Raw genomic sequence first — 25,472 nt, forward strand, 5'->3', positions numbered from 1 at the left:
ATGGGCCGGGCAGGACTTGAACCCGCAACCAAGCCGTTATGAGCGGCCCGCTCTAACCGTTGAGCTACCGGCCCATCCCGGCGCTGCTTAGCCCATCCGCGCCTGGGACGGGAGGCTCCCCGCCCGCCGCAGCCAGGCCAGCAGGGCGTCCAGCGCCGCCGGGTCGCCGTGCAGCACCGGATGGCCTGGCCGGGCGGAGCGGAACACGGTGCTGGCGGGGATGGCCTCCGCCAGCCGATCCGCCATCGCCGCCGGCACGACCGGGTCGTCGGACGAGACCAGCAGAAGCGTCGGCGGCAAGGGTCCCGCGGCGGCACGAAGGGCGGCGAGGTTGTCCATCGGATGGCGGTTCAGCCACCCCACGGCCGGCAGCCAGCGCAGGTGGTGCCGGATCGTGTCGGTCATCGAGGTGAAACCGCTGTCCAGCACCAGCCGGTCCACGCGGCCCGTCGCCGCCAGGTGCACGGCGGGGGCGGAGCCGATGCTCTCCCCCACCACCGCGAGGGGCCGGCCGGGCCAGCGGGCGCGCGCCCACTCCGCGGCGGCCTCGGCCGTCGCGCGCAGCGACGCCTCGGTGGGGGCGCCGGGGTTCGCGGAGTAGCCCGGATATTCCGCGGCCAGGACCGGCACGCCGGCCCGCGCGGCCCGGTCCATGAGGGTGGCCGTGAACCGTGCGGCCGATCCGTTGCCGTGCAGGTAGAGCACCGCGGGCCCGATGGGGTCGCCCGCCCCGTCCGCGAAGAGGAAGGAGAGCTGGCCCGCGCCGGGAACGTGGAGGCGCCCAACCTGCCAGATCCCGCCCGCCGCGACCGGCACGCCCTCGTGCCGGACCGGGAAGATGAGGGACTCCTGCCGGGCCCAGAGCAGGCCGACGGCCACCGCGAACAGGACGACGAGCAGCGCACCGGCCGAGAGCACGATCCGGACCGGCCTCACGCGATGGCCGAAGGCGTCAATTCGCCAGGAAGGCGCGGACGGCCGGTTCGATCTTCGCCATGCTCGCGACCCCTTCCAGATGTCCCAGCCCGCCCTGGAGGTCCGCCACCTCCACCGGCCGCCCGGCGCGGCGCAGCGCCTCCGCAAGTTCGCGGTTGTACTCCAGCGGGAAGATTCGGTCGCCGATCGCCGGGGCCACGAGCCAGCGCGCACGGCTGCGCGCCAGGGCCGCGGCCGTGTCGGGGTACTCGTTCAGGAAGAGCTGGTTCGCGCGCGTGAGATAGAGGAAGGCGTTGGCGTCCGCTGTCCGGGCGCGGGCGATCGCCGCGTCGTCGAGGAAACGCTCCACCTCGAAGCGGTCGCCGATGCGGCGGGCGGGGTCCTGGCCCTCCACAGGGCGTCGGCCGAATTGAGCGAGGGAGCCCCGGTCCCGGGCATGGAGGGTGACGATCTTCAGCGCCTCCGCCAGCCCGCGCAGCGGCGGCTCGCGGCCCTGGCCGTAGTAGTCGCCGTTGCGCCAATTCGGGTCCATCCGGATCGGCGCCTCCCACAGTTCCATCCAGCCGACGAGATAGGCGTCGAACTCCCCGGTTCCGACGGCGACCATCACGCGATCGATGACCTCGGGGTAGGCGGCTGCCCACTCGATCGCCTGCAGCGCGCCCATGGAGGGGCCGGCGACCATCGCGAGCCGCCGGACGTTGAGGCTGTCCAGCAGCCTCTTCTGCACCTCGATGAAGTCCCGCATGGACACGACCGGGTAGGTCATCCCGAAGGGCCGGCCGGTGGAGGGGTCGATGGTCGCGGGCCCCGTGCTGGTCGTCGCCTGGTCGTTCAGGTTGAGGTTCACCAGCGTGTCCGAGGACACGACGAAGAAGCGGTTCGTATCGATCGCCTTGCCCGGCCCGACGATGGCGTCCCAGTAGCCCGGCGCCCCGCCCGGCGCGTAGCGGCCGAAGGCGTGCGAGTTGGCGGAGAAGAAATGGGTGATCAGCACGGCGTTGTCGCCGGCGGGGTTCAGCGTGCCGGCCGTCTGGTAGCCCACGCGGACGTTCGGGACGATCCCGCCGCCACGGGTGCGGTACTCGCCGAGCTCGAAGACCTGCTTGCGCACGATCAGTTCCCCCGCCGGTGCCGCGGCGGGAGCTGGCGCGGGCGCCGGGGCCTGGGCCTGGGCGAGGACAGCGCCGGGCACCCCGGCGAGGACGGCGCCGAGACCGGCGCGACGCGTGATCATGGACGGCATTCCCCTGTGGCCGGACGGCACCGGACGCGCCCATGCTGACGGGAAGCCCCGCCCCCGGGCAAGGGCGGGGACCGGTCCGCGTTGCCGCATGGGCCACCCCCTGCTAGATGCCGGGGCACGCACCGGGCACCGGCCCGGCCCTTCAGGACGCCGCATGACTCCGAACCTGATCCCGACGGGCAAGGCCCCGCCCCACGACATCAACGTGGTGGTCGAGATCCCCCAGGGCGCCCAGGTGAAGTATGAGATCGACAAGGACAGCGGCGCCGTCGTGGTGGACCGCTTCCTCTTCACCCCGATGGCGTACCCTGCCGCCTACGGCTTCATCCCCGGCACGCTGGCCGATGACGGCGACCCGACCGACGTGCTGGTGCTGACCCCGGTGCCGGTGGTGCCGGGCTGCGTCATCCGCTGCCGCCCGATCGGCGTGCTGATGATGGAGGACGAGGCGGGCGGCGACGAGAAGCTCGTCTGCGTGCCCCACGAGAAGGTCCATCCCTATTTCGCGGACATCAAGTCCTGCGACGACCTGCCCGAGATCACGCGCAAGACGATCGAGCACTTCTTCGCCCGGTACAAAGACCTGGAGCCCGGCAAATGGGTGAAGGTGCTCGGCTGGGAATCGCCGGATAAGGCGATGGAGCTGATCCGGACGGGCATGAAGGCCGCCGCCAGCCAGAAGGCCGACGCCGCGGCCTGACCCCTCCGGCGGAGCTTCCGCCCCGCCACAGCTCACGCGGCCACCCCGCCCTGCCAGGCTCCGGCGGGGCGCGCCCTGTTGCGCCGACTCCCGCCCCTTGCCACGCTGCCCTGGAATCGGCCCCGAACCGGAGGCCGCAAACAGGGGAAGGGGCCAAGACTTGTTCACGACATGGTTGTTGGTGGTCATCGTGCTGGGGGCGCTCTCGATCGCCTACGGCGTGGTGACCTCGAAGGAGGTGCTGGCGCGCGACGCCGGCACCGCGCGAATGCAGGAGATCGCGGCCGCGATCCAGGAGGGCGCGCAGGCCTATCTGCGGCGCCAGTACACCACCATCGGCGCGGTCGGCGTCGTGCTCTTCGTCCTCGTCGCCTGGCGGCTGGGGATCGCGGTGGCCATCGGCTTCCTGCTTGGGGCGACCCTCTCCGGACTGGCCGGCTTCATCGGGATGAACGTCTCGGTTCGCGCCAACGTCCGGACAGCCCAGGCCGCGATCGGATCGCTGGCCGCGGGCCTGGACGTGTCCTTCAAGTCGGGAGCCATCACCGGGATGCTGGTCGCGGGCCTCGCCCTGCTTGGGGTCACCGTCTACTTCTTCATCCTGACGGTGATCGGCGGCAACGCCCCCAACTCCCGCGTCGTGATCGACAGCCTCGTGGCGCTGGGCTTCGGCGCCTCCCTCATCTCCATCTTCGCGCGTCTCGGCGGCGGCATCTTCACCAAGGGCGCCGACGTGGGCGGCGACATGGTGGGCAAGGTCGAGGCCGGCATCCCCGAAGACGACCCCCGCAACCCCGCCACCATCGCGGACAACGTGGGCGACAACGTCGGCGACTGCGCCGGCATGGCCGCCGACCTGTTCGAGACCTATGCGGTCACGATCGTCGCCACCATGGTGCTGGCCGCCATCGCCTTCACCGGCGACGTGCAGCGGGTGGAGGGGATGCTCTATCCCCTGCTGATCGGCGCGGTCTGCGTCGTGACCTCCATCATCGGCACCTATTTCGTGCGGCTGCCGTCCAACAACTCCATCATGGGGGCGATGTACCGGGGCTTCATCGTCACCGGCGTGCTGTCCCTGGTGGCGCTCCTGCCCCTCACCTACCTCGTCTTCGGCGACCAGCCGCTGACGGCGGGCGGCGTCACCTTCACCCGCATGTCGCTCTTCTGGTGCGGCGTGACCGGGCTGGCCGTGACGGGCCTGATCGTCTGGGTGACGGAGTACTACACCGGCACGAACTACCGCCCGGTCCGCGCGATCGCCGAGAGCTCCGTCACCGGCCATGGCACGAACGTCATCCGCGGCCTGGCTGTCAGCATGGAGAGCACGGCGATCCCCGCGCTCATCATCATCGCGGGCGTGCTGGTCACCTACAACCTCGCCGGCCTCTACGGCATCGCGATCGCGACGACGACGATGCTGGCCCTGGCCGGCTTCGTGGTGGCGCTCGACGCCTTCGGCCCCGTCACCGACAACGCCGGCGGCATCGCCGAGATGGCCGGCCTGCCCAAGGAGATCCGCCACACCACCGACGCGCTCGACGCGGTGGGCAACACCACCAAGGCGGTGACCAAGGGCTACGCGATCGGCTCGGCGGGCCTCGGTGCGCTCGTGCTCTTCGCGGCCTACACGCAGGACCTGAACTACTTCCAGGCGAATGCGGCGCAGTACCCCTACTTCACGGGCATTCCGCCGCTCACCTTCTCCCTCGCGGACCCCTACGTCGTCGTGGGGCTGCTCTTCGGCGGGTTGCTGCCCTTCCTCTTCGGCGGCATGGCGATGACGGCCGTCGGTCGCGCCGCCATGGCGGTGGTGGAGGAGGTGCGGCGCCAGTTCCGGGAGAAGCCGGGCATCATGGCCGGCACCGACAAGCCGGACTATGCCCGCGCCGTTGACCTGCTGACGAAGGCCGCCATCCGGGAGATGATCATCCCCTCCCTGCTGCCGGTGCTCTCGCCGCTGGTGGTGTATTTCGGCATCCAGGCGATCGCCGGGAAGGCCGCTGCCTTCTCCGCGCTCGGCGCCATGCTGCTCGGCGTGATCGTCACGGGGCTCTTTGTCGCCATCTCCATGACCACGGGCGGCGGCGCCTGGGACAACGCGAAGAAGTACATCGAGGACGGCCACCACGGCGGCAAGGGCAGCGACGCCCACAAGGCCGCGGTGACCGGCGACACGGTGGGCGATCCCTATAAGGACACGGCGGGCCCCGCCGTGAACCCGATGATCAAGATCACCAACATCGTGGCGCTGCTGCTGCTGGCGATCCTCGCCCATTCCTGAGATGGAGCGCCCGCGCCGGATCCCGGACACGGGCGCGCCGCATGCCGGCCCGGCGGACGGGGGATCGCCCCCCGCCCGCCGGCGCCTCATTCCGCGCTGGTTATGGCGCGTGCTTCTCGTGGTCCTGACGCTGGTCGGCTGGGCGCCCGTCCTGTCGGTGGCCTTCACCGTCATCGTCGCCAACCACTACGGCTGCCGCGTAGACGAGGGCAGCGCCCACCCCTGCACTGGTTGGGGCGGCCAGGATATCGGGCCGCTCCTCTACACCACCGGCGTCATGGGGTGGCTGATGCTGGTGACCTTCCCCGTGATGATGGGAACGGCCCTCGCCTGGATCGTCCTGCTGGTGCGCTGGATCCGGCGCCCGCGCGCCTGATCAGGCCTCCCGCGCCCAGTCCGGCAGCCGCATCCCCAGCGAGTTGGGCACGGGCCACTCCTCGCGGACGCGGCGGGTGATCGAGAAGCCGGCCTGCAGGTAATTCGGCAGCGCGCGGGGATGGTCCGCGGTGCAGGTGTTCACCGTCAGCAGGGCGCAGCCACCGCCCCAGGCCTCGTCGATCGCGGCGCGCAGGAAGGCCCGTCCGAACCCCTGGCCCACGGCGTGCGGCATGAGGCCGAAATAGGAGAGATTCGTGCTTCCGTCCCAGCGCCGCTCCAGCTCGAAGAACCCGGCCGGCTCCCCTTTCGCGTAGAGGACGTGGATGGACACGGCCGGGTCCGACAGGATCGCCGCTAGCCGGTCGTCCGGCACGGTCCGGCGCAGCCACCAGCAATATTCGTGGCCGACCGTCTCATAGAGGTATCGGTAGAACGGAACCGTGCAACCGGGCACCGGGATCACCCCGGTTCCGGGCGGCAGCGGCAGCACGGGATCCGCCGGTGGCTGATCCATGCGCAGGAAGGTCACCACGACAGGGAATGGGGTGACCGGATCGGCCACGCCGCGCTCCGCGTTGGGGCTGGGTGCGGCGGCCACGTTAGTTGTCGAGGAAGGAGCGCAGCTTGCGGCTCCGCGTCGGGTGTTTCAGCTTTCGCAGCGCCTTCGCCTCGATCTGGCGGATGCGCTCGCGGGTCACGTTGAACTGTTGCCCGACCTCTTCCAGCGTGTGATCGGTATTCATGCCGATGCCGAAGCGCATGCGCAGGACGCGCTCCTCGCGCGGCGTGAGGGAGGACAGGACCCGCGTCGTCGCCTCCCGGAGGTTGGTCTGGATCGCAGCATCGAGCGGGATGATCGCGTTCGGGTCCTGGATGAAGTCGCCGAGATGGCTGTCCTCCTCGTCCCCGATCGGCGTCTCGAGGGAGATCGGCTCCTTCGCGATCTTCAGGACCTTGCGGACCTTCTCCAGCGGCATGCCGAGCTTCTCGGCCAGCTCCTCCGGCTGCGGCTCCCGCCCGATCTCGTGCAGCATCTGGCGGCTGGTGCGGACAAGCTTGTTGATCGTCTCGATCATGTGGACGGGGATGCGGATGGTCCGCGCCTGGTCCGCGATGGAGCGGGTAATCGCCTGCCGGATCCACCAAGTGGCGTAGGTGGAGAACTTATAGCCGCGCCGATATTCGAATTTATCGACCGCCTTCATCAGGCCGATGTTGCCCTCCTGGATGAGGTCCAGGAACTGCAGACCGCGGTTCGTGTACTTCTTGGCGATGGAGATCACGAGGCGCAGGTTCGCCTCGATCATCTCCTTCTTCGCCTGGGTCATGTCCCGCTCGCCGCGGGACACGGTGGCGTAGACCCGCTTGAACTCGCCGACCGGCAGGCCGGTGATCGCGGCCACCTTGCCGATCTCGGCGCGCACCGCCTCGGCATCGTCCCGCCCGTTGGCGACGAAGGCGACCCAGGCCTTGCCCTTCAGCTTGCTGATCCGCTCGAACCAGGCCGGGTCCAGCTCGTTGCCGCGCCACTGCTCCAGGAACTCGTCGCGCTTGACCTTGTAGCTCTCGGCGATGCGGAGGACCTGGCCCTCCTGCCCCGTCATCCGCCGGTAGAGGCCCTTGATCTGGTCGACCAGCTCCTCGATCCGGTTGTTGTGCAGGTGCACCTTCTGCACCAGCGCCACCAGTTCGGCGCGCTGCTTCTCGTAGGTCTTCTCGGAACGGCCGGCCAGCTCACCCCCGGTGGTGTAGGCCTCCATCCGCTTGTTCGACATCTTCTCGAGCTTGGCGTAGGCGGCCTCGATCGCCTCGAAGGCGGCCAGCGCCTCCGGCTTCAGCTTCTCCTCCAGCGCGGAGAGGGACAGGCCGACGCCCTCGCCCTCCTCGCCTTCCTCGAACTCCTCGGCCTCGGGGGGCGGACCCTCGGGCATATCGGCGTTGTTGGTGGCCTCGAGGTCGATGACGTCGCGCAGGAGAAGCTTTCCGCTCACCACGGCCTCGTGCCAGCCGACAATGGCGCGGAAGGTCAGCGGGCTCTCGCACAGCCCGCCGATCATCATGTCGCGCCCGGCCTCGATGCGCTTGGCGATCGCGATCTCGCCCTCGCGCGAGAGCAGCTCGACCGAGCCCATCTCGCGCAGGTACATGCGGACCGGGTCGTCGGTGCGGCCGAGGCTCTCCTCGTCGACGTTGCCGCCGGCCTCCTCGTCCCCCTCCTTCTCCTTGGCCTCGTCCTCCTCGCCCTCGGCCTTGGCGGCGGGCTTCTTCTCCGCACCGTCCTCGTCGGCGGATTCCTCCGCCTCGACGACGTTGATGCCCATCTCGGACATCAGCGCCATCGTGTCCTCGATCTGCTCGGAGGTGACCTGCTCGTTCGGCAGGGCGGCGTTGAACTCGTCATAGGTGACGTAGCCCCGCTCCTTGCCGCGGGCGATCAGCTTCTTCACGGAGGCCAGGAGGCTGTCGATCAGCGCGCCCTCCACCGCCTCGTCGCGGTGTTCCGCCGTGTCGGTGCCGTTCGCCGTCTTCGTCGCCATGCGCCTCTCCGAATAAGGGACCCGCCGACGGACCGGTGCGCCGGCCGCCGTTGATCGTGAAACCCTCTACCCTAGTGACCCGCGCCCTCGGCCGCGTCTTCCAGTTCGGACTCGCCCCGGCGGAGCGCCAGCAGCGCGCGCCGCAGCCGGATGACCCGCGCCTGGGCCGCCGCGCCCTCGGCCGGCCCGGTCGCGGCCGTCAGTTCGGCCTGTGCCGCACGCAGGTCCTCGACCAGCGCGCCCTCGCCCCGCAGTAAGCCGAAGAAGTGCCACCAGCCGTCCAGTGCCTCCCCGGGCTGGGCCTCGGTGCTGGCGGCGGCCGGGAGGCCCGCCCCGCCCGTGGCCCATTTGCAGGCCTGGTCCAAGCCGGCCGATCCCAGGTGGGAGAGGAGAGTTCCGGAGTCAAGCGAATCGCGCCCGTCCAATAACGCTTCCGTGCTCGCCTTCTGAGTGTGCCAGTCCAGCATCCCCGCCTGGAGTTCGGCGGCCGGTCCCTCCGGCAGGTCGAGCAAGGCGAGCGCCTCGTCCACCTCGCCGAGCAGCCAGGGCTGGCCGAGGATGATGGCCAGCAGGCAGCGTGCCTGCTCCACGCGGGCCTGGCCCGGCTGGGGCGGCGTGCGCGGCGGCAATCGCGGCGGCGGCTTTGCTCCGGGGCGCGCGCCGGCCCGACGCGCCGCACCGCCGGATGGCCGCGCCGGCCGGGTGCTCTCGAAGAAGCGGTCCAGCAGGGCGCGCCGGTACTCGGCCGCGAGGGACCGGTCCGGCACGCGCCCGGCGGCCGCGGCCAGGTCATTGCGGAAGGTCGCGCGCCCCTCCGGCGTGCCGAGGGGCCGTCCATCTGCCATCAGGTCGTACAGCGCGCTCGAGAGCGGCTTTGCCGCCGCCAGCACCGCCTCGAAGGCGGCGGCGCCCTTCGCCTTGATGAGGTCGTCCGGGTCCTGGCCGGCGGGCAGGGTAGCGAAATGCAGCGTCTTCTCCGCCCCGATCAGGGGCAGCACCATCTCGGCGGCGCGGGCGGCGGCACGGAAGCCGGCGGCGTCGCCGTCCAGGCACAGGACCGGCTCCGGCGAGACGCGCCAGAGCTCCTCCATCTGCTCCGGCGTCAGCGCCGTGCCGAGCGGCGCGACCGCCCCTCCGAACCCCGCCTGATGCAGGGCGATGACGTCCATGTACCCTTCGGCCACGATCAGCCGCGACTTGCCGCGGAACACGGCCTCCCGTGCGAAGTCCATGCCGTAGAGGTTGCGGCGCTTGGAGAAGACCGCCGTCTCCGGTCCGTTCAGGTATTTCGGCTGCCCATCCCCCAGGATGCGCCCGCCGAGGGACACCACGCGCCCCCGCCGGTCGCGGATCGGGAACATCACGCGGTTGAAGAAGAAGTCGGAGTAGCTGTCGGAGCGGTCCTCCTGCGCCTTCACGAGCCCGGCCTCGGCCATCTGCCGCGGCTCGATGCCCAGCGGCTTGAGGTCGGCGATCAGCGCTCCCCGCCCCCCGCCGGACCAGCCGAGGCCGAACCGCGCGATGGTCTCCTCCGTCAGGCCGCGACCCCGCAGGTAGTCCAGCGCCGCCCGGCCCTCCGGCAGGCGGAGTCGGCGCTGCATCACCTCGGCCGCGGCGGCCAGCACATCATGCAGGTCCTTCGCGCGGCGCTCGCGCTCAACCTGCCGGGGGCTCTCCTTCGGAACCTCCAGCCCGGCCTCGGCAGCCAAGCGCTCCACCGCCTCCCGGAAGGGCAGGCCCTCCGTCTGCATGGTGAAACCGATGGCGTCGCCGTGCTGGCCACAGCCGAAGCAGTGGTAGTGGTCGTCATAGACGTAGAAGGACGGCGTCTTCTCGTTGTGGAAGGGGCAGCACCCCTTCCACTGCCGCCCGTTGCGCGTGAGCTTGACCTTCCGCCCGATCAGCGGTGGCAGCGGCGTCCGGGCGCGCAGCTCATCCAGGAAATTGGCGGGAAGGGCCATGGGTCGGCGGGATGGTAGCCCGTCCGGGGGATGAGGTCAGCGGCCAAGGTCCGGACCACCCACGGACCGTCCTGACCATCGCCTAGAACTGAACAGGACGTCCCGCGACCGACAGGATCAGGATTAGGGCCAGAAAGGAGAGAAACGAACCGAAGGAGAGGCCGGCCCCCAGCACGAGGCGCCGGATGAGTTCGCGAAGCGTCACCGATGAGTCGACTGAGTCGACGATGGTAAAGGGCGGCGCCGGCGGGCCGAGCAGGACCGTTGACGACAGACCGACCCAGGCCATCGTGATGGCAATGACCTTCCCGATCCCTCGGGCACCGAAGGCCGCAAGGGCCACCGGAATGTGCGTCGCCGCGGCCCCAACCAACAACCCGACGCCCAGCACCTTCGGGTAGGAGCCGGCGCGCCGGTTCACAAGGCGACGCAACGGTCGTGCGGACGCAAAGGCCAGCACCACCATGATCGCCGCGCAGGCCAAACCCCAGGGATCGTCGAAACCCGCAGGACCGTCATCGGACGCGGGAGTTCAGGGAGCTTCCCACAGGACTGCCCAGGCTGGCCGGACGGCCCCGTTCGGACCGATGCGGCGCAGGTCGGGATCCGGGCTCAATCGCCCAGCGCCGCCTTCACCATCGGCCCCGCCTTGGCCATGTCCAGCACGGCCGCGTGCTTCGCCTTCAGCGCCGCCATCACCTTCCCCATGTCCTTGATCGAGGCCGCGCCGGTCTCCGCCACCGCCTCGGCCACGGCGGCCTGCATCGCGGCATCATCCATCTGCCGGGGCAGAAAGGACTCGATGACGGCGATCTCCGCCTCCTCCTTGTCCGCCAGCTCGGTCCGGCCGCCCTGGCGGTAGAGGTCCACGCTCTCCCGCCGGCTCTTCACCATGCCGCGGAGCATTCCCGCGATCTGATCATCCGGGATGGCCGTGACCCCGGACGGCCGGGCGGCGATGTCCGCCTCCTTGAGCTTCGCGATCACCATGCGGATGGTGGAGGTGCGCGGGGCATCGCCGGCGCGCATGGACGCCTTCATTTCCTCGGTGAAGCGGGCGCGCAGGTCCATGGACATCTCCTGGGTCAGGCAGGCGGTCTAGCGCAGCCCGGCCATCCGCCCAATGGGAAGGCATTTCCCAGGGGCGCGAGCGGAACCCCCTTCCCCTGGGAAAACATTTCCCACATATACCGGACATGCGCACCGTCGAGCAGATCATTGCCCAGATGGGCGGCGCCAGCGCGGCGGCCGCGCATCTCGGCGTCGGCACCGAGGCCATTCGGAAATGGCGCCAGACCCGGACCATCCCGGCCCGCCACTGGCCCGCCATCCTCTCGGCGACCAACCTCACCCTGGCCGACCTGCCCCGCCCCGACGCCGCCGAATCGCCTGCCCCGCCCCTCAGCCCGGAGCCCAGCATGACCGAGACCGTCCCCGAGGGCGCCACCGCCTGCCTCGTCCTGTCCGACGGCACGGTGCTCTGGGGGCGCGGCTTCGGCGCCGCCGGCACGAAGGTGGGCGAGGTCTGCTTCAACACCTCCATGACCGGCTACCAGGAGGTGCTCACCGATCCCTCCTATGCCGGGCAAATCATCACCTTCACCTTCCCCCACATCGGCAACGTCGGCGCGAACCCCGAGGACATCGAGGCCATCACCCCCGCCGCCCGCGGCCTGGTGGTGAAGCAGGACCTGACCGATCCGTCGAACTACCGCGCGACCCGGCATTTGGACGATTGGCTGAAGAGCCACGGCATCCCCGGCATCTGCGGCCTCGACACCCGGGCCCTGACGTCCCGCATCCGCGACCTCGGTGCCCCGAACGGCGTGATCCACCACGCGTCGGACGGCCGCTTCGACCTGCCGGCCCTGCGCGCGCAGGCCGCGGCCTGGCCGGGGCTGGAGGGCATGGACCTTGCGAAGGAGGTCTCCTGCACCCAGCCCTACAAGTGGGACGAGTCCCTCTGGGCCTGGGGCCAGGGCTACGGGAAGCAGACCGCGCCGAAGCACCGCGTCGTCGCCGTGGACTACGGCGCCAAGCGCAACATCCTGCGCTGCCTCGCCGATGCCGGCTGCGAGGTGACGGTCGTCCCCGCCACCGCCACCGCGGAGGAGATCCTCCGCCACGAGCCGGACGGCGTCTTCCTCTCCAACGGCCCCGGGGACCCGGCCGCGACGGGCACCTACGCCGTCCAGGCCATCCAGGGCGTGCTGGACGCGGGCAAGCCCGTCTTCGGCATCTGTCTGGGCCACCAGCTCCTGGCACTCGCCCTGGGGGCGAAGACCTACAAGCTCGACCAAGGGCATCGGGGCGGCAACCAGCCGGTGAAGGACCTCGCGACCGGCAAGGTGGAGATCACCTCCCAGAACCACGGCTTCGCGGTGGATGAGACGACCTTGCCCGGCGGCGTGACGGTCACGCACACCAGCCTTTTCGACAACTCTAACGAGGGCATCGCCGCGCCCGATCGCCGCGCCTTCTCCGTGCAGTACCACCCCGAGGCCTCGCCGGGCCCGTCGGACAGCCACCACCTCTTCCACCGCTTCACCGACCTGATCGAGCGGTCGAAGGCGGGCTGACATGCCCTCGACCGCGTCGCTCCTCGCCTTCGCGGCGCTGTCGCTCGGCCTGGCGCTCACGCCGGGGCCGAACCTCTTCTATCTTGTCTCGCGCACCCTCACCCAAGGCACGCGGGCCGGGATGCTGTCGCTGGTCGGGTGCCAGACCGGCAGCCTCGTCATCATGCTCGGCGCAGCCCTCGGCATCACCGCGGCGCTGCTGGCGGTGCCCTATGCCTACGACGTCATGCGGCTGGGCGGGGCCGCTTACCTTCTCTGGCTCGCCTGGCAATCGGTGCGGCCGGGCGGCGCGCCCCTCTTCTCCCCGCGTCCCATCCCGCCGGAGAGCAGCGCGCGCCTCCTCTCCCTCGGCTTCGCGACCGCCGCGCTGAACCCGAAGGTCGCGCTGTTCTACGTCGCCGTCCTGCCCGCCTTCATGGACCCGGAGCGCGGCAGCCTGCTGGCCCAGGGCCTGATCCTCGGCGCCGTTCAGATCGCCATCTGCACGGTGTTCGACGCGCTCATCGTCTGGGGCGCCGGCGGCGCCTCGCGCTTCCTCTCGACCCGCCCGACCTGGCTGGCGGTCCAGCGCTGGGTGCTGGGCGGCGCGCTGGCCCTTCTGGCCGTGAAGCTGGCCTCCGAGAGCCGCGCGTGATCCGGCTTCTCCTCCTCGCCCTGCCGCTCTCGCTGATCGGCTGGTGGGCGCTGCGCCGCACCGGCCAGAGCCGCGCCCGCGCCTGGACGGGCGGGGTCGCGCTGTCCTTTCTCGCGTTGGGCGGCGTCGTGATCTTCGCGGTGGACGACCATGGGGAGGGCCGCGTCCTCGCCGCCGCCCTGTGGGCCGGAATCCACGCGATCCTCTTCCTGATCCTGCGGCCCTGGCTCGGGCGGGACCGGGCATGATCCTGACCATTCCCGGGCTGGTGATCGGGCTGGCGGCTTCCCTCGTGGTCCTGCCGCTGCTGTCGCTCTTCCTGCGGCGCCTCGCCACCACGCCTGTTCGCGCGCTGGCAATCGGAGTCGCGTCGGTCGCCTTGGCGGTGGGCGCCGCCCTGCTGCTTGGCGCGACGCAGGGGGAACCGAACGCGATCCTCGCCGCCCTGCTCGTCGCCCCCGGCGTGCAGATGTTCCTCTGCGCCTGGCTGATGCCGCGCGGCCCGGCCGGGGCCGGCTGGCGCTTCGGCCTGCTTGGAACCGGCGCCCTCTGGATCATCCTCGCCTTCGCGCGCTTCGGGGGGCTCGCATGAGGCGGCGCGCGCTCAGTCTCCTGGCCGCGCTCGGCCTCGTCGCGGTGCTGCCGGAATGCAGCCTCGCCTGCGAGGCCCCGCGTTGGTCGAGCACGGCGCCGGAGGGCGGCGACACCCTGACCGCCTGCGCCCGCCCGATGCTCTTCGCCATGCCCGGCCAGAGCGGCGACGCGCCCGGCTGGCTCGTGCTGCGCGACCGCGAGGGCTGGATCCGCGGCGTCACCTCCCTGGACATGGTGCAGACCCTGGACATGCCGGCCGAATGGGACCGCAGTCGCGTCACCGTCCCGCTGCACGCCGACATGCGGCGCGGCGAAGCCCTTTCGCCGCCGGCCGGCTTCCTGACCGACCGCTGGTGGCGCCTGCGCGCCCTGCTCGGCCTGACGCCGGCGGATACGGAGCACCGCTGATGTCGCCGGGTGCCTTCGATCCTCTGGTCTATGGCCTCGGCATCGCCGTTCCCGTCGCCGCGGTCGCCACCCCGGCCTTCTGGCGCGCCAGCCACGGGCTGCCGGCCATGCCGCGCACCGCGCTCGTCACCCTCGCCTGCCTCGGGCTGTCGGGGATCGCATCTCTTCCCGTCGCCCTCTCCGCCGACCGCCTGGATGTGACGAGCCTCACCGCGCTCGTCCTCTCCGCGGTCCTGCAGGGCCTTGCCCTGCCCATCCTTCTCCTGCTCGCCCGGAAGCCCTGACCATGCCGAAGCGCACCGACATCCAATCCATCATGATCATCGGCGCCGGCCCGATCATCATCGGCCAGGCCTGCGAGTTCGACTATTCCGGCGCCCAGGCCTGCAAGGCGCTGCGCGCCGAGGGCTACCGGGTGATCCTGGTGAACTCCAACCCGGCGACGATCATGACCGACCCGGAGCTCGCCGACGCGACCTACATCGAGCCGATCACGCCGGAGGTGGTCGAGAAGATCATCGCGAAGGAGCGACCGGACGCGATCCTGCCCACCATGGGCGGCCAGACCGCGCTGAACACCGCGCTGAAGCTGGATGCCTCCGGCGCCCTGGCGAAGTACGGCTGCGAGCTGATCGGCGCGAAGGCGGAGGTGATCGACAAGGCCGAGGACCGGCTGAAGTTCCGCGACGCGATGACGAAGATCGGCATCGAGAGCCCGCGCTCGGGCATCGCGCACTCCATGGAGGAGGCGCGCGCGGCGCTGGAGCTGGTGAAGCTGCCCTGCGTCATCCGTCCCTCCTTCACCCTCGGCGGCACGGGCGGCGGCATCGCCTACAACAGGGAGGAGTTCGAGCAGATCGTCGCCGCCGGCCTCGACGCCTCCATGACGACCGAGGTTCTGATCGAGGAAAGCGTGCTCGGCTGGAAGGAGTTCGAGATGGAGGTGGTCCGCGACAGCGCGGACAACTGCATCATCGTCTGCTCCATCGAGAACCTGGACCCGATGGGCGTCCACACCGGCGATAGCGTCACCATCGCCCCCGCGCTGACGCTGACGGACAAGGAATACCAGCGCATGCGCGATGCCAGCATCGCCTGCCTGCGCGAGATCGGCGTGGACACCGGTGGCTCCAACGTCCAGTTCGGCATTAACCCGGTGGACGGCCGCATGGTCGTCATCGAGATGAACCCGCGCGTCTCCCGCTCCTCCGCGCTCGCGTCCAAGGCCACCGGCTTCCCGATCGCGAAGATCGCGGCGAAGCTCGCCGTCGGCTACACGCTGGACGAGCTGGCGAACGACATCACCAAGACCACCCCCGCCGCCTTCGAGCCGACCATCGACTACGTGGTCGTGAAGATCCCCCGCTTCACCTTCGAGAAGTTCCCCGGCACCCCTGCCACGCTGACCACCTCCATGAAGTCGGTCGGCGAGACGATGGCCATCGGACGCTCCTTCGCCGAGGCGCTGCAGAAGGGTCTCCGCGGCCTGGAGACGGGCCTGTCCGGCCTGGACGAGATCACGATCCCCGGCGACGGCTCCGTGGAGGCCATCGTGGCCGCCCTCGCGAACCCGACGCCGGATCGTTCCCTGACCGTTGCCCAGGCCCTTCGCGCCGGGCTGGACGTGGACACCATCCACAACGCCTGCAAGTTCGACCCCTGGTTCATCCGGGAGATCGAGAAGATCGTGCAGGCCGAGGCCGGCGTGATCCGGGACGGCCTGCCGAAGGACGCGACTGGGATGCGCCGCCTGAAGGCGATGGGCTTCTCCGACCGCCGCCTGGCCAAGCTCGCCGGCCTGCACGAGCCGGAGATGCAGACGCGGCGCGAGACCCTCGGCGTCCGCCCCGTCTACAAGCGCATCGACACCTGCGCCGCCGAGTTCGCCTCCTCCACCCCCTACATGTACTCGACCTATGAGGGCGGCTTCGGCACGCCGGTCTGCGAGAGCGATCCGACCGACCGCCAGAAGGTCGTCATCCTCGGCGGCGGCCCGAACCGCATCGGCCAGGGCATCGAGTTCGACTATTGCTGCGTCCACGCCGCCTACGCCCTGCGCGAGGCCGGCTTCGAGACCATCATGGTCAACTGCAACCCCGAGACGGTCAGCACCGACTACGACACCTCGGACCGCCTCTACTTCGAGCCGCTGACCGCGGAGGACGTCATCGCCCTCATCCGCGTGGAGCAGACGAAGGGCACGGTTCTCGGCTGCATCGTGCAGTATGGCGGCCAGACGCCGCTCAAGCTGTCCCAGGCACTCGACAAGGCGGGCATCCCCATCCTCGGGACCAGTGCGGAGGCGATCGACATTGCCGAGGATCGCGAGCGCTTCCAGCAGATGCTGAAGGGGCTTGGCCTGAAGCAGCCGCAGAACGGCACCGCCCGCAACCTGGAGGAGGCCGCGAAGGAGGCCGAGCGCATCGGCTATCCCGTGGTCGTCCGCCCCTCCTACGTGCTGGGCGGCCGCGCCATGGAGATCGCCCACAACGCCGAGCAGCTCCAGCGCTTCGGGAAGGAGGCGGTGAAGGTCTCCGGCGAGAACCCCATCCTCATCGACCAGTACCTGCAGGACGCGATCGAGGTGGACGTGGACTGCATCGCGGATGCGGACGGGGAGGTCTACGTCGCCGGCGTGATGGAGCACATCGAGGAGGCCGGCATCCACTCCGGCGACAGCGCCTGCTCCCTGCCGCCCTACTCCCTGCCCCCCGCCATTATCACGGAGCTGAAGGCCGAGACCGAGGCCATGGCCCGCGCGCTGAAGGTCCGCGGCCTGATGAACGTGCAGTACGCCGTGAAGGACGGTGAGATCTTCGTCCTGGAGGTAAATCCCCGTGCCTCCCGCACCGTGCCCTTCGTGGCGAAGGCCACCGGCGTTCCCGTCGCGAAGATCGGCGCCCGCGTGATGGCCGGCGCAAAGCTGAAGGAGTTCAACCTCGACGACAGCGCGATCTCCCGCCACGTCGCGGTGAAGGAAGCGGTCTTTCCCTTCAACCGCTTCCCCGGCGTGGACGTGCTGCTCGGCCCGGAGATGAAGTCCACCGGGGAGGTCATGGGACTCGACCTCTCCTTCGAGCGCGCTTTCCTGAAGTCCCAGATGGGGGCTGGCGTGAAGCTGCCGGAGAAGGGCGCGGCCTTCGTCTCGGTGAAGGACGGCGACAAGCCCGCCGCCATCTCCCTGGCCCGGCGCCTGTCGGAGATGGGCTTCACCATCATGGCCACCCGCGGCACCGCGGCGCGTCTGCGGGAGGCCGGCCTGGCCGTCCGCGTGGTAAACAAGGTGCTGGAAGGACGGCCCCACTGCGTGGACGCGATCAAGTCCGGCGAGATCCAGCTCGTGATCAACACCACCGGCGGCGGCCGATCCGTTTCCGACAGCTTCGACATCCGCCGCGGGGCCCTGACCCAGGGTGTCCCGCACTACACGACGGTGTCCGGGGCGAGGGCGGCGGTCCACGCCATCGCGGCGCTCCGGGCGGGCACCCTTGATGTGGCGCCCCTCCAGGCTTATTTTCGGCCTTCGTTCTCGTAGCAGACCTGCTACGCTGACATCCGGGTGGGGCGGGTCCGGTTGAACCGGCGCCCGCCCCAAACGTTTTTCACCCCCTCGCCGCGCGGCCCTGACCGGGGCCGCGCGGCGAAGCCATCTTCGCCCGAGGGACCGCCGTGCAGAAGTTCCCGATGACCGCCGAGGGCCTCGCCCGCCTGGAGGACGAGTTGCGCGTCCTCCGCGCCGAGGAACGTCCCGCCGTGATCCGCGCCATCGCCGAGGCGCGGGAGCATGGCGACCTCTCGGAAAACGCGGAGTACCACGCCGCGCGGGAGAAGCAGTCCTTCATCGAGGGCCGCATCGCCGATCTGGAATCGGTGATCCCCTCGGTCGAGGTGATCGACGTCTCCCGCCTCACCGGGGACCAGGTGAAGTTCGGCGCCCGCGTGACCATCGTCGACGAGGAGACGGAGGAGGAGAAGACCTACCGCATCGTCGGCGCCTACGAGGCCGACATGAAGAACGGATCCATCTCCGTGTCCTCGCCGCTCGCCAAGGCCCTGATCGGCCGCAAGATCGGCGACAGCGTGGAGGTGCCGGCCCCAGGGGGCGCCCGCTCCGTCGAGATCACCAAGGTCGCCTTCAACTAGGCCGCCCCAGCATGTCCGCCGCCCTCGCGCGCGTCGGCGCGCCCGCCGTCTCGCTCGCCGACGTGCGCGCGGCGGCGGAGCGCATCCGAGGCGCCGTGCTCCGCACCCCGCTCATCCGTCCCCAGGCGGTGGCCCGCATCGCGGGGGCGGAGATGCTGTTCAAGCTGGACAACCTGCAGGCCACGGGCGCCTTCAAGGAGCGCGGGGCCGCCAACCGGCTCGCGCTGCTGACGGCGCGGGAGAAGGCGGCAGGCGTCATCGCGATGTCGGCCGGCAACCATGCCCAGGCCGTGGCGCGCCATGCGCAGCTCGCGGGCATCGCCGCCACCATCGTCATGCCGCGCTTCACCCCGGCGACGAAGGTCACGCGCACCGAGGGCTGGGGCGCCCGCGTCGTCCTGCACGGTGAGACCCTGGCCGAGGCCGCCGCCCACGCTCATGACATGGCGCTGCGGGACGGCCTGACCTTCATCCACCCGTATGACGACCCCGCCGTCATCGCCGGCCAGGGCACCGTCGCCCTGGAGATCCTGGAGGAGGCGGGCGACATTGACGCCCTCATCCTGCCGGTCGGCGGCGGCGGCCTCCTGGCCGGCTGCGCCGCCGCCGCGGCCGAACTGCGTCCCGGGCTGAAGGTCTATGGCGTGGAGGTCGAAGGCTACCCCGCCATGGTCCAGCGCCTGGCCGGCCGTCCCATCCGGGTCGGCGGCCCCACCGTCGCGGAGGGTATCGCCGTCCGGGACGTGGGCGACCTGCCCTTCGCCCTTCTCCGCACCATGGGCACCGAGGTCCTCGTCGCGCCCGAGAGCGCGGTGGAGCAGGCCATCGCCGTCCTCGCCGAGAACGCGAAGGTCGTGGCGGAGGGCGCCGGCGCCGCCGGCCTCGCCGCCGTCCTGGCCCATGGTGACCGCTTCCGCGGCCAGCGGGTCGCGACCGTCGTCTGCGGCGGCAACATCGACGCGCGCATCCTCGCCAACGTCCTGCTCCGCAACCTCTTGCGGGACGGCCGCATCCTGCGGCTGCACCTCGACATCCCCGACCGTCCGGGGATGCTGGCCGACATCTCCACCCGCGTCGCCAATGCCGGCGGTAACGTGATCGAGGTCTCTCACCGCCGCCTCTTCGCCGCCCCCTCCGTCCAGACGGCGGAGCTGGAGCTGATGATCGAGGTCCGCGACGCCGCCCAGGGCGCGGCCATCGTCGCGGCGCTGGAAGCCGGGGACTACGTCGTCCGCCGCGGCTGAGGCCGCGCAACCGGGGGGCAGGCTCGGGGTTCCTGACCCCGAGGAGGACCCTGCCCGTGCCCGCCCTGCCCCGCACCGCCCCGGCCCTGCTCGCCGTCGTCGCCGCCACCCTGCTCATCCCCTCGGAAGCGGAGGCGCGGCGCCGCGGCGGTTGGGGCCCGACCCTTTCCCTCGGCTCGCTCCTCCCTTTCCGGATCATCCCGGCCGCGCCGCGCTACCGGAGCGCCCGCCGCGCGCCCCGGCCGGCGATGCAGGCGCCGGTCGCGGTCGCGGCGGCGCCCGTGGCCGCCGGCGTGGCGACGGCCTCCGCAGCGCCGGCCCTGTCCCCGCCCACCGCGGCGGATCCAATGGCCCCTTCGCCCGCCGGCCCGCAGGCCCTCGCCGCCGCGCCGGCGCCGGCCACCCCGATCCAGCCTCTGTCCGGGTCACGCCCGGGAGACACCCCGCCCGTCGCGATGCAGACCCTGGCCGCGGCACCCGCGCCGATGGCGCCGGTCCAGCCCGGCCTGTCCGCGACGCCGACGCGCCTGGCCGATCGCGGCACCTGGGTCGATCCGGTCCGCTGAACCGGCTAAGGGGAGGCATGCGAGACCGGACGCCGCGCCGATGAGCGCGACCGACGACGATTCCCGGCCCCGTTATGGTCACCGCCGGGTCAGGGTGTCGGGCGAGCCGCTGCCGCCGGTCGTGCTCGGCCAGCCCGCACCGGCAGCGCCGCCCGCGACGCCGCGCGATGTGTCAGAGGCCATGCCGGTGTCGCCGGACGTTCGGCGCCCGTCTCCCGAGCCGCTCACACGCCCCGACCCGCCGCGTCTTCCCGGCCCTCCACGGGAAGGGTCGGAGGTCGGGCCGCCCACCGCCCCCTCGCCACGCGCGGACGTTCCGCCCGACGAGCGGGAGTTCGAGCCCCTCCCGCCGCCACCCTCTCCGCGATCTACGGCACCGCCCCCCGAATCGCGCGTTGCCGAGCGCCTCGCGCCGCCACGGCCAGCGGTCCCCGTCCGCCAGGGTCTCGGTCGGCGGGTGCTGGGCGCGACCGGGCGGGGCCTGAGGGCGGTCTTCCGCCCCACTTACGTGCTTCTGGCCCTGTCGCTGGCCGGCCTCGCCTTCCTCGGCTTCATTGGCTGGGCGATGTTCCGCGTCCCCGTCGGCGGCGGCATGTCGCCGGACGACACGCCCGCCTCCCTCATCCTTGAATCCCGGGACGGCACCGCCTTCGCGGCGCGCGGTGTCCTGCGGGGCGACGCGATCGATCCTGCGCGCATTCCCAAGCCCCTGCAGGATGCTGTGGTCGCGATCGAGGACCGCCGCTTCTTCGAGCATAACGGCCTCGACCTGCGCGGCATGGTTCGGGCGTCGGTCCGGAACTTCGAATCCGGCCGCACCCGCCAGGGTGCCAGCACCATCACCCAGCAGCTTGCCCGGCTGATGTTCCTCTCGCAGGACCGCTCCGTCGTGCGGAAGGTGCAGGAAGCCGTGCTCGCCCTCTGGCTGGAGGCACGGCTCTCGAAGGAGGAGATCCTCGCCCGCTACCTCAACGCCGCCTATTTCGGTGCCGGCGCCTGGGGCGCGGACGCCGCGGCGCGTCGCTATTTCGGCAAGCCCGCGGCGGAACTGAACCTGGCCGAGGCTTCGATGCTCGCCGGGCTCGTCCGGGCGCCCTCCAACCTCGCCCCCAACCGCAACCCGGACGGCGCCTGGCGCCGCGCTGACCTCGTCCTCAACGCCGTGCAGGAGACGGGGCGCGCCACGCCGCAGGACGTCGCCGCCGCCCGCGCAGCCCGCCCGGTCCTGCGCGCCCCGCCGGAGATGTCCCCCGGCCGCGGCTACGTCGCCGACTGGGCCGAGGGCGAGGCGCGCCGCCTGATCGGCCCCCTGCCGGTGGACCTCTCCGTCCGCACCACGCTCGATCCCGCCCTCCAGGACCTGGCGGAGCGCATCGTCGCCGGCTGGCTGGACGGCGAGGGGCGACGCGTCAACGCCACCCAGGCCGCGCTGCTCGCGCTGTCGCCCGATGGTGCCGTCCTCGCGGCCGTCGGCGGGCGCGACTACAACGCCAGCCAGTTCAACCGCGTGACGCAGGCGCGGCGCCAGCCGGGCTCGCTCTTCAAGCTCTTCATCTACGCCGCCGCGCTGGAAGCCGGAATGACACCGAACACCCAGGTGATCGACCAGCCCGTCCGCATCGGAGATTGGGCCCCGACGAATTACGGGGACCGCTTCCGCGGCCCGATGACGCTGCGCGACGCCTTCGCCCACTCGGTCAACACCGTCGCCGTGCAGCTCTACGCCCAGCTCGGCCATCAGCGCGTCATGGATGTGGCCCGCCGCATGGGCCTGCGCTCCGAGATGCCGAACGTGCCCGCCGTCTCGCTCGGCAGCGGCGAGGCCACGCTGCTGGAGATGACCGCGGCCTTCGCGTCGGTCGCGAACAACCGCGCCGTGGAACCACACGTCATCCGCGGCGTGCGCGCCCGGGACCGCGCCCTCTTTACCCGACCCGACACCATGCCCGGCGGCACGCCCGTCCTGTCCGCCACGGCGCAGCAGGGACTGCTCGACCTGATGCTGTCGGTGGTCCAGAGCGGCACCGGCACCGCCGCGCGGCTCGACCGGCCCGTGGCCGGGAAGACCGGCACGACGCAGGAGAGCCGCGACGCCTGGTTCATCGGCATGACGGCGGACGTGATCGTCGGCGTGTGGGTGGGCAATGACGACAACACGCCGATGCGCAACGTGACCGGCGGCGCCCTGCCGGCCCGCATCTGGGCCGACTTCGTCCGCAACGCCGACCGCGCCAAGACCGCGGAGGCCCCCATCCCCACGGCCGCCGCCCCCGCCCCGCCCGCCAATGCGCCGCGCGCGGCACCGATCCGCGGCGTGCCGCAGGTGCTGGACACGGCCACGCTGCGACTGGGCAGCCGCGCCGTGCAGCTCACCGGTGTCATCGGCATGCGCGGCGAATACGCGCGCCAGCTCGACCTCTACCTCGCGGGCCGGGAGGTGGTGTGCGAGCCGGTGGCCGACGGCGCACACCGCTGCAACGTGGAAGGACGAGACCTCTCCGACGTCGTCCTGTTCAACGGCGGCGGCCGCGCCAGCGCCGACGCCTCCCCGGCCCTGCGGTCCAGCGAGGCCCAGGCGCGCGAGGCTGGGCGGGGGGTCTGGGCGGGGCGCTGATCGCCCCCGCCCCGCGCCTCACCGCTCGACCGGCACCCCGGCCTCGTCCCGCGAGGTCCGGATGGTCTGCAAGGTCTGAACCCGCATGACCGTCGGCGCCCCGGTCAGCCGCTGGGTCAGCTCGTTCTCATGGGCGGGGTTGCGGGCCACGAGGCGCAACAGGAAGTCGCCGCCGCCGCGGATCATGTGGCACTCCCGCACCTCCGGCCATTCCCGCACCATCGCCTCGAAGCCCTCCAGAACGGGGAGCTTCTGGCTCTCCAGCCCGACCAGGGCGAAGAAGGTGATCTCCCAGCCCATCGCCACCGGGTCGAGGTCGGCGTGGTAGCCCCGGATCACCCCCACCTCCTCCAGCCGCCGCACGCGACGCAGGCAGGGCGGCGCGGACAGGCCCACGCGGCGGGCCAGCTCCACGTTCGTGATACGGCCATCCGCCTGTAATTCCCGGAGAATGTCGCGGTCCGTCGCGTCCAGGCTGTGCGGGTCCGGATGTCTCATGCCGGGCGTTTCCTCGGGGGGCGCGGACTATCCCTATCCGCCATGGCGGCATCAAGGCCAACCCTGCGGGTCGAGCTTGCACGCCCCGTGCCGCCCGGTCGGGGCGGCGGGATCAGACGAGGACCTTGGATCCCTGGTAGGAGACGACCGCGGCGCGCAGGGCGGCCGCCATCTCCTCCGCCGAGCCGAAACGGTCGGCCGGGTCCTTCCGCAGCGCGCGGGCCACCACGTCGTCCAGCGCCGCGGGAAGTTCGGGGACGAGCGAGGAGGGAGCCGGCGCCTCCTCCGCCTGGACGGCGTGCAGCGTCGCGTAGAGGTTCGCCCCCTCGAAGGGTCGCCGCCCGGTTAACGCCCGGAACAGGATGACGCCGGCCGCCCAGAGGTCCATCCGCGGATCGGGCGCGGCGCCGCGAACCTGCTCCGGCGCCATGGTCGAGGGCGTGCCGAGCATCTGCCCGACTGTCGTCAACTCCGCCCCGTCCGCCTGGGTCGGAAGATGCGCCACCCCGAAATCCGTGACCTTCACCTGACCCAACCCGTCCTCTTCGTTGGCCGCCAGGAGAATATTCGCCGGCTTCACGTCCCGGTGGACGATCCCTCGCCGGTGCGCGGCCGCGAGGGCATCCAGAAGCTCGAGGACGATCCGGGTCGCCTCCGCCACCGGCAACCGGGGCGTGCGTCGGAGCACGTCCTCCAGGGATTCGCCGATCACCAGTTCCATGGCCAGCCACGCATAGTCCGGCCCGTGGCCGAAATCATGGACCGGCACGATTCCGGGATGCGAGAGACGGGCGACCGTCCGCGCCTCCTGCTCGAAGCGGGAGAGCAGTTCCATCCCCTCCTCATCGCTCCGGCGCGGCACGATCTTGAGGGCCACAAGGCGCGAGAGCCGCGGGTCATAGGCCTCGGCAACCATGGCGTGTGCGCCGCGGCCGATCATGTCGCGGATCTCATATCGCCCCGCGATCACCGTGCTCGGCATGGGCCACCTGCGTCAGTTCCACGGGTTCATACCACCGTTCGGGCGAATGAAACCATAAACTTCCGCGATTGCAATCGGTTACGAGACTGAGACCTTCCGGCACTGCCTCGGCATGGGACGACAGCCACCGGACGCGACGGTGTTTCAGACAGGCGTCAGAGTCGCAGTGGCACGCCCGGTACGCACACGCACCGGTTGAGGTCAGAAACCGACCTGGTCGCCCCCCTTCAGCGAGAGGATTTCGCGGGCCTCGTCCGGAGTGGCAACGGCGAGGCCCAGCCCCTCGATAATCTGGCGGGCGGCGCGGACCTGCTCTGCATTGCTCTCCGCCAGCCGGCCGGGGCCGCCCCACAGACTGTCCTCCAGCCCCACGCGGACATGCCCGCCCATCGCCGCGGCCATGGCCGCGACCGGCAACTGGTTCCGCCCGGCGCCGAGCACCGACCACTGATAGGCATTGCCGAAGAGACGGTCCGCCGTGCGGCGCATGTGCATCACGTCGTCCGGATGCGCGCCGATCCCGCCCTGCAGCCCGAATACCGTCTGGATGAACAGTGGCGCCTGCACGAGGCCCGAATCGTAGAAGTGCTTGAGGTTGTAGAGATGCGCGGTGTCGTAGCACTCGAACTCGAAGCGCGTGTTGTTCCCGGCGCAGGTGGTCAGGATGTACTCGATGTCCGCGAAGGAGTTGCGGAACACGATCCCCTTGTTCGCGAGGTAGTCGCGCTCCCAGTCGTGCTTCAGCTCCTTGAAACGCTTCAGCATCCCGAACAGCCCGAAGTTCATCGAGCCGAGGTTCAGGGACGCCACCTCCGGCCGGAAGGTCGCGGCCGGGCGGACCCGCTCCTCGATCGTCATCGTCGGCGCACCGCCGGTGGTCAGGTTCACCACCACGCCGGAGCGCTGCTTGATGACGGGCAGGAAGGGCGCGAAGGCCTCGGGTGTCTGGTCCGGGCGGCCGTCCTTCGGATCGCGCGCATGCAGGTGGACGATGGCGGCCCCGGCCTCCGCGGCGCCGATCGCCGCGTCCGCGATTTCCTCCGGCGTCACCGGGAGGTGCGGCGACATGGAGGGCGTGTGGATCGCCCCCGTCACGGCGCAGGTGATGATGACCTTGCGCGGCCCGGCCATGGCGACCTCCCGATTTGTTGCACCGGGGGGGTGATGC

General features: G+C 71.1%; 24 protein-coding genes and 1 tRNA gene. 14 read left to right on the forward strand and 11 right to left on the reverse strand.

Translation table 11 applies throughout. The annotated features are described in order from the left end of the window. Position 1 precedes the first annotated feature (1 nt). The 3 genes from ACP6CK_RS07310 to ACP6CK_RS07320 form a co-directional block, all read right to left on the reverse strand. A tRNA-Ile gene (locus ACP6CK_RS07310) sits at positions 2-74 on the reverse strand. 13 nt (positions 75-87) lie between these two features. Further along, a complete protein-coding gene (locus ACP6CK_RS07315) occupies positions 88-936 on the reverse strand; it encodes an alpha/beta hydrolase (RefSeq protein WP_426958223.1) in 849 nt (282 codons plus the stop codon). Between the two features lie 16 nt (positions 937-952). Further along, positions 953-2,173 carry an E22 family MetX-like putative esterase gene (locus tag ACP6CK_RS07320; RefSeq protein WP_426958224.1) on the reverse strand — a complete coding sequence of 407 codons (1,221 nt, stop codon included), beginning with the start codon at positions 2,171-2,173 and terminating at the stop codon, positions 953-955. A 163-nt stretch (positions 2,174-2,336) separates the two neighbouring features. Between ACP6CK_RS07320 and ppa the strand changes: the two genes are divergently transcribed. The 3 genes from ppa (at position 2,337) to ACP6CK_RS07335 (ending at position 5,542) form a co-directional block, all read left to right on the forward strand. Further along, positions 2,337-2,882: an inorganic diphosphatase gene (gene ppa, locus ACP6CK_RS07325; protein ID WP_426958225.1), complete on the forward strand. Its 546-nt coding sequence runs from the start codon at positions 2,337-2,339 to the stop codon at positions 2,880-2,882. 160 nt (positions 2,883-3,042) lie between these two features. Then, on the forward strand, positions 3,043-5,166 hold the full coding sequence (locus ACP6CK_RS07330; protein ID WP_426958226.1) for a sodium-translocating pyrophosphatase: 2,124 nt from the start codon (positions 3,043-3,045) through the stop codon (positions 5,164-5,166). A gap of 109 nt (positions 5,167-5,275) precedes the next feature. Continuing rightward, positions 5,276-5,542 (forward strand): hypothetical protein, encoded by a 267-nt coding sequence (locus ACP6CK_RS07335; protein ID WP_426958227.1) that lies wholly within the window; start codon positions 5,276-5,278, stop codon positions 5,540-5,542. Here the strand turns inward: ACP6CK_RS07335 and ACP6CK_RS07340 are convergent, their stop codons facing one another. From ACP6CK_RS07340 to ACP6CK_RS07360, 5 genes are all read right to left on the reverse strand, one after another. Further along, the gene (locus ACP6CK_RS07340) at positions 5,543-6,106 is read right to left on the reverse strand and encodes a GNAT family N-acetyltransferase (protein ID WP_426958228.1); all 564 of its coding nucleotides are present in this window, start codon (positions 6,104-6,106) and stop codon (positions 5,543-5,545) included. A gap of 37 nt (positions 6,107-6,143) precedes the next feature. Beyond that, the gene (gene rpoD, locus ACP6CK_RS07345) at positions 6,144-8,081 is read right to left on the reverse strand and encodes an RNA polymerase sigma factor RpoD (RefSeq protein ID WP_426958229.1); all 1,938 of its coding nucleotides are present in this window, start codon (positions 8,079-8,081) and stop codon (positions 6,144-6,146) included. Between the two features lie 71 nt (positions 8,082-8,152). Continuing rightward, complete coding sequence (gene dnaG, locus ACP6CK_RS07350) at positions 8,153-10,042, reverse strand: DNA primase (protein WP_426958230.1); 1,890 nt, start codon at positions 10,040-10,042, stop codon at positions 8,153-8,155. A gap of 82 nt (positions 10,043-10,124) precedes the next feature. Continuing rightward, the gene (locus tag ACP6CK_RS07355; RefSeq protein WP_426958231.1) at positions 10,125-10,508 is read right to left on the reverse strand and encodes a hypothetical protein; all 384 of its coding nucleotides are present in this window, start codon (positions 10,506-10,508) and stop codon (positions 10,125-10,127) included. A gap of 146 nt (positions 10,509-10,654) precedes the next feature. Next, positions 10,655-11,113 (reverse strand): GatB/YqeY domain-containing protein, encoded by a 459-nt coding sequence (locus ACP6CK_RS07360; protein WP_426958232.1) that lies wholly within the window; start codon positions 11,111-11,113, stop codon positions 10,655-10,657. Between the two features lie 125 nt (positions 11,114-11,238). Between ACP6CK_RS07360 and carA the strand changes: the two genes are divergently transcribed. The 11 genes from carA (at position 11,239) to ACP6CK_RS07415 (ending at position 22,824) form a co-directional block, all read left to right on the forward strand. Continuing rightward, positions 11,239-12,621: a glutamine-hydrolyzing carbamoyl-phosphate synthase small subunit gene (gene carA / locus ACP6CK_RS07365; RefSeq protein WP_426958233.1), complete on the forward strand. Its 1,383-nt coding sequence runs from the start codon at positions 11,239-11,241 to the stop codon at positions 12,619-12,621. Between the two features lies 1 nt (position 12,622). Beyond that, complete coding sequence (locus tag ACP6CK_RS07370) at positions 12,623-13,255, forward strand: LysE family translocator (RefSeq protein WP_426958234.1); 633 nt, start codon at positions 12,623-12,625, stop codon at positions 13,253-13,255. Next, positions 13,252-13,503 carry a hypothetical protein gene (locus ACP6CK_RS07375; RefSeq protein ID WP_426958235.1) on the forward strand — a complete coding sequence of 84 codons (252 nt, stop codon included), beginning with the start codon at positions 13,252-13,254 and terminating at the stop codon, positions 13,501-13,503. Before ACP6CK_RS07370 ends, ACP6CK_RS07375 begins: the two co-directional genes overlap by 4 nt. Then, a complete protein-coding gene (locus ACP6CK_RS07380) occupies positions 13,500-13,847 on the forward strand; it encodes a hypothetical protein (protein WP_426958236.1) in 348 nt (115 codons plus the stop codon). Before ACP6CK_RS07375 ends, ACP6CK_RS07380 begins: the two co-directional genes overlap by 4 nt. Continuing rightward, a complete protein-coding gene (locus ACP6CK_RS07385) occupies positions 13,844-14,257 on the forward strand; it encodes a hypothetical protein (RefSeq protein WP_426958237.1) in 414 nt (137 codons plus the stop codon). The genes ACP6CK_RS07380 and ACP6CK_RS07385 overlap by 4 nt, the downstream gene beginning before the upstream one ends. Then, the gene (locus ACP6CK_RS07390; RefSeq protein ID WP_426958238.1) at positions 14,257-14,541 is read left to right on the forward strand and encodes a hypothetical protein; all 285 of its coding nucleotides are present in this window, start codon (positions 14,257-14,259) and stop codon (positions 14,539-14,541) included. The genes ACP6CK_RS07385 and ACP6CK_RS07390 overlap by 1 nt, the downstream gene beginning before the upstream one ends. Before the next feature lie 2 nt (positions 14,542-14,543). Then, the gene (gene carB / locus ACP6CK_RS07395; RefSeq protein ID WP_426958239.1) at positions 14,544-17,792 is read left to right on the forward strand and encodes a carbamoyl-phosphate synthase large subunit; all 3,249 of its coding nucleotides are present in this window, start codon (positions 14,544-14,546) and stop codon (positions 17,790-17,792) included. Positions 17,793-17,926: 134 nt separating this feature from the next. Next, positions 17,927-18,400: a transcription elongation factor GreA gene (gene greA, locus ACP6CK_RS07400; protein WP_426958240.1), complete on the forward strand. Its 474-nt coding sequence runs from the start codon at positions 17,927-17,929 to the stop codon at positions 18,398-18,400. 11 nt (positions 18,401-18,411) lie between these two features. Next, positions 18,412-19,644, forward strand: coding sequence for a threonine ammonia-lyase (locus tag ACP6CK_RS07405; RefSeq protein WP_426958241.1), 1,233 nt, complete (start codon positions 18,412-18,414; stop codon positions 19,642-19,644). Positions 19,645-19,700: 56 nt separating this feature from the next. Then, entirely contained in the window at positions 19,701-20,210 is a 510-nt protein-coding gene (locus tag ACP6CK_RS07410; RefSeq protein WP_426958242.1) for a hypothetical protein, read from the forward strand. 457 nt (positions 20,211-20,667) lie between these two features. Continuing rightward, on the forward strand, positions 20,668-22,824 hold the full coding sequence (locus ACP6CK_RS07415) for a PBP1A family penicillin-binding protein (RefSeq protein ID WP_426958243.1): 2,157 nt from the start codon (positions 20,668-20,670) through the stop codon (positions 22,822-22,824). A gap of 18 nt (positions 22,825-22,842) precedes the next feature. Here ACP6CK_RS07415 and ACP6CK_RS07420 read toward each other — a convergent pair whose 3' ends face one another. From ACP6CK_RS07420 to ACP6CK_RS07430, 3 genes are all read right to left on the reverse strand, one after another. Further along, positions 22,843-23,322, reverse strand: a complete 480-nt coding sequence (locus ACP6CK_RS07420; protein WP_426958244.1) for an Lrp/AsnC family transcriptional regulator — start codon at positions 23,320-23,322, stop codon at positions 22,843-22,845. A gap of 112 nt (positions 23,323-23,434) precedes the next feature. Beyond that, on the reverse strand, positions 23,435-24,304 hold the full coding sequence (locus tag ACP6CK_RS07425) for a serine/threonine-protein kinase (protein WP_426958245.1): 870 nt from the start codon (positions 24,302-24,304) through the stop codon (positions 23,435-23,437). Between the two features lie 201 nt (positions 24,305-24,505). After that, positions 24,506-25,435 (reverse strand): 3-keto-5-aminohexanoate cleavage protein, encoded by a 930-nt coding sequence (locus ACP6CK_RS07430; protein ID WP_426958246.1) that lies wholly within the window; start codon positions 25,433-25,435, stop codon positions 24,506-24,508. Between the last annotated feature and the right edge of the window lie 37 nt (positions 25,436-25,472).

The sequence above is a fragment of the Muricoccus radiodurans genome, assembly GCF_050154705.1.
GTDB classification, from domain to species: domain Bacteria; phylum Pseudomonadota; class Alphaproteobacteria; order Acetobacterales; family Acetobacteraceae; genus Roseomonas; species Roseomonas radiodurans.

What these genes read in the sequence shown, in the direction of transcription:
- ACP6CK_RS07320 (WP_426958224.1), bottom strand. Translation starts at nt 2,173, where the DNA reads ATGATCACGCGTCGCGCCGGTCTCGGCGCCGTCCTCGCCGGGGTGCCC.
- ppa (WP_426958225.1), top strand. Translation starts at nt 2,337, where the DNA reads ATGACTCCGAACCTGATCCCGACGGGCAAGGCCCCGCCCCACGACATC.
- rpoD (WP_426958229.1), bottom strand. Translation starts at nt 8,081, where the DNA reads ATGGCGACGAAGACGGCGAACGGCACCGACACGGCGGAACACCGCGAC.
- dnaG (WP_426958230.1), bottom strand. Translation starts at nt 10,042, where the DNA reads ATGGCCCTTCCCGCCAATTTCCTGGATGAGCTGCGCGCCCGGACGCCG.
- ACP6CK_RS07355 (WP_426958231.1), bottom strand. Translation starts at nt 10,508, where the DNA reads ATGGTGGTGCTGGCCTTTGCGTCCGCACGACCGTTGCGTCGCCTTGTG.
- ACP6CK_RS07360 (WP_426958232.1), bottom strand. Translation starts at nt 11,113, where the DNA reads ATGGACCTGCGCGCCCGCTTCACCGAGGAAATGAAGGCGTCCATGCGC.
- carA (WP_426958233.1), top strand. Translation starts at nt 11,239, where the DNA reads ATGCGCACCGTCGAGCAGATCATTGCCCAGATGGGCGGCGCCAGCGCG.
- ACP6CK_RS07370 (WP_426958234.1), top strand. Translation starts at nt 12,623, where the DNA reads ATGCCCTCGACCGCGTCGCTCCTCGCCTTCGCGGCGCTGTCGCTCGGC.
- ACP6CK_RS07380 (WP_426958236.1), top strand. Translation starts at nt 13,500, where the DNA reads ATGATCCTGACCATTCCCGGGCTGGTGATCGGGCTGGCGGCTTCCCTC.
- ACP6CK_RS07385 (WP_426958237.1), top strand. Translation starts at nt 13,844, where the DNA reads ATGAGGCGGCGCGCGCTCAGTCTCCTGGCCGCGCTCGGCCTCGTCGCG.
- ACP6CK_RS07390 (WP_426958238.1), top strand. Translation starts at nt 14,257, where the DNA reads ATGTCGCCGGGTGCCTTCGATCCTCTGGTCTATGGCCTCGGCATCGCC.
- carB (WP_426958239.1), top strand. Translation starts at nt 14,544, where the DNA reads ATGCCGAAGCGCACCGACATCCAATCCATCATGATCATCGGCGCCGGC.
- ACP6CK_RS07405 (WP_426958241.1), top strand. Translation starts at nt 18,412, where the DNA reads ATGTCCGCCGCCCTCGCGCGCGTCGGCGCGCCCGCCGTCTCGCTCGCC.
- ACP6CK_RS07420 (WP_426958244.1), bottom strand. Translation starts at nt 23,322, where the DNA reads ATGAGACATCCGGACCCGCACAGCCTGGACGCGACGGACCGCGACATT.
- ACP6CK_RS07425 (WP_426958245.1), bottom strand. Translation starts at nt 24,304, where the DNA reads ATGCCGAGCACGGTGATCGCGGGGCGATATGAGATCCGCGACATGATC.
- ACP6CK_RS07430 (WP_426958246.1), bottom strand. Translation starts at nt 25,435, where the DNA reads ATGGCCGGGCCGCGCAAGGTCATCATCACCTGCGCCGTGACGGGGGCG.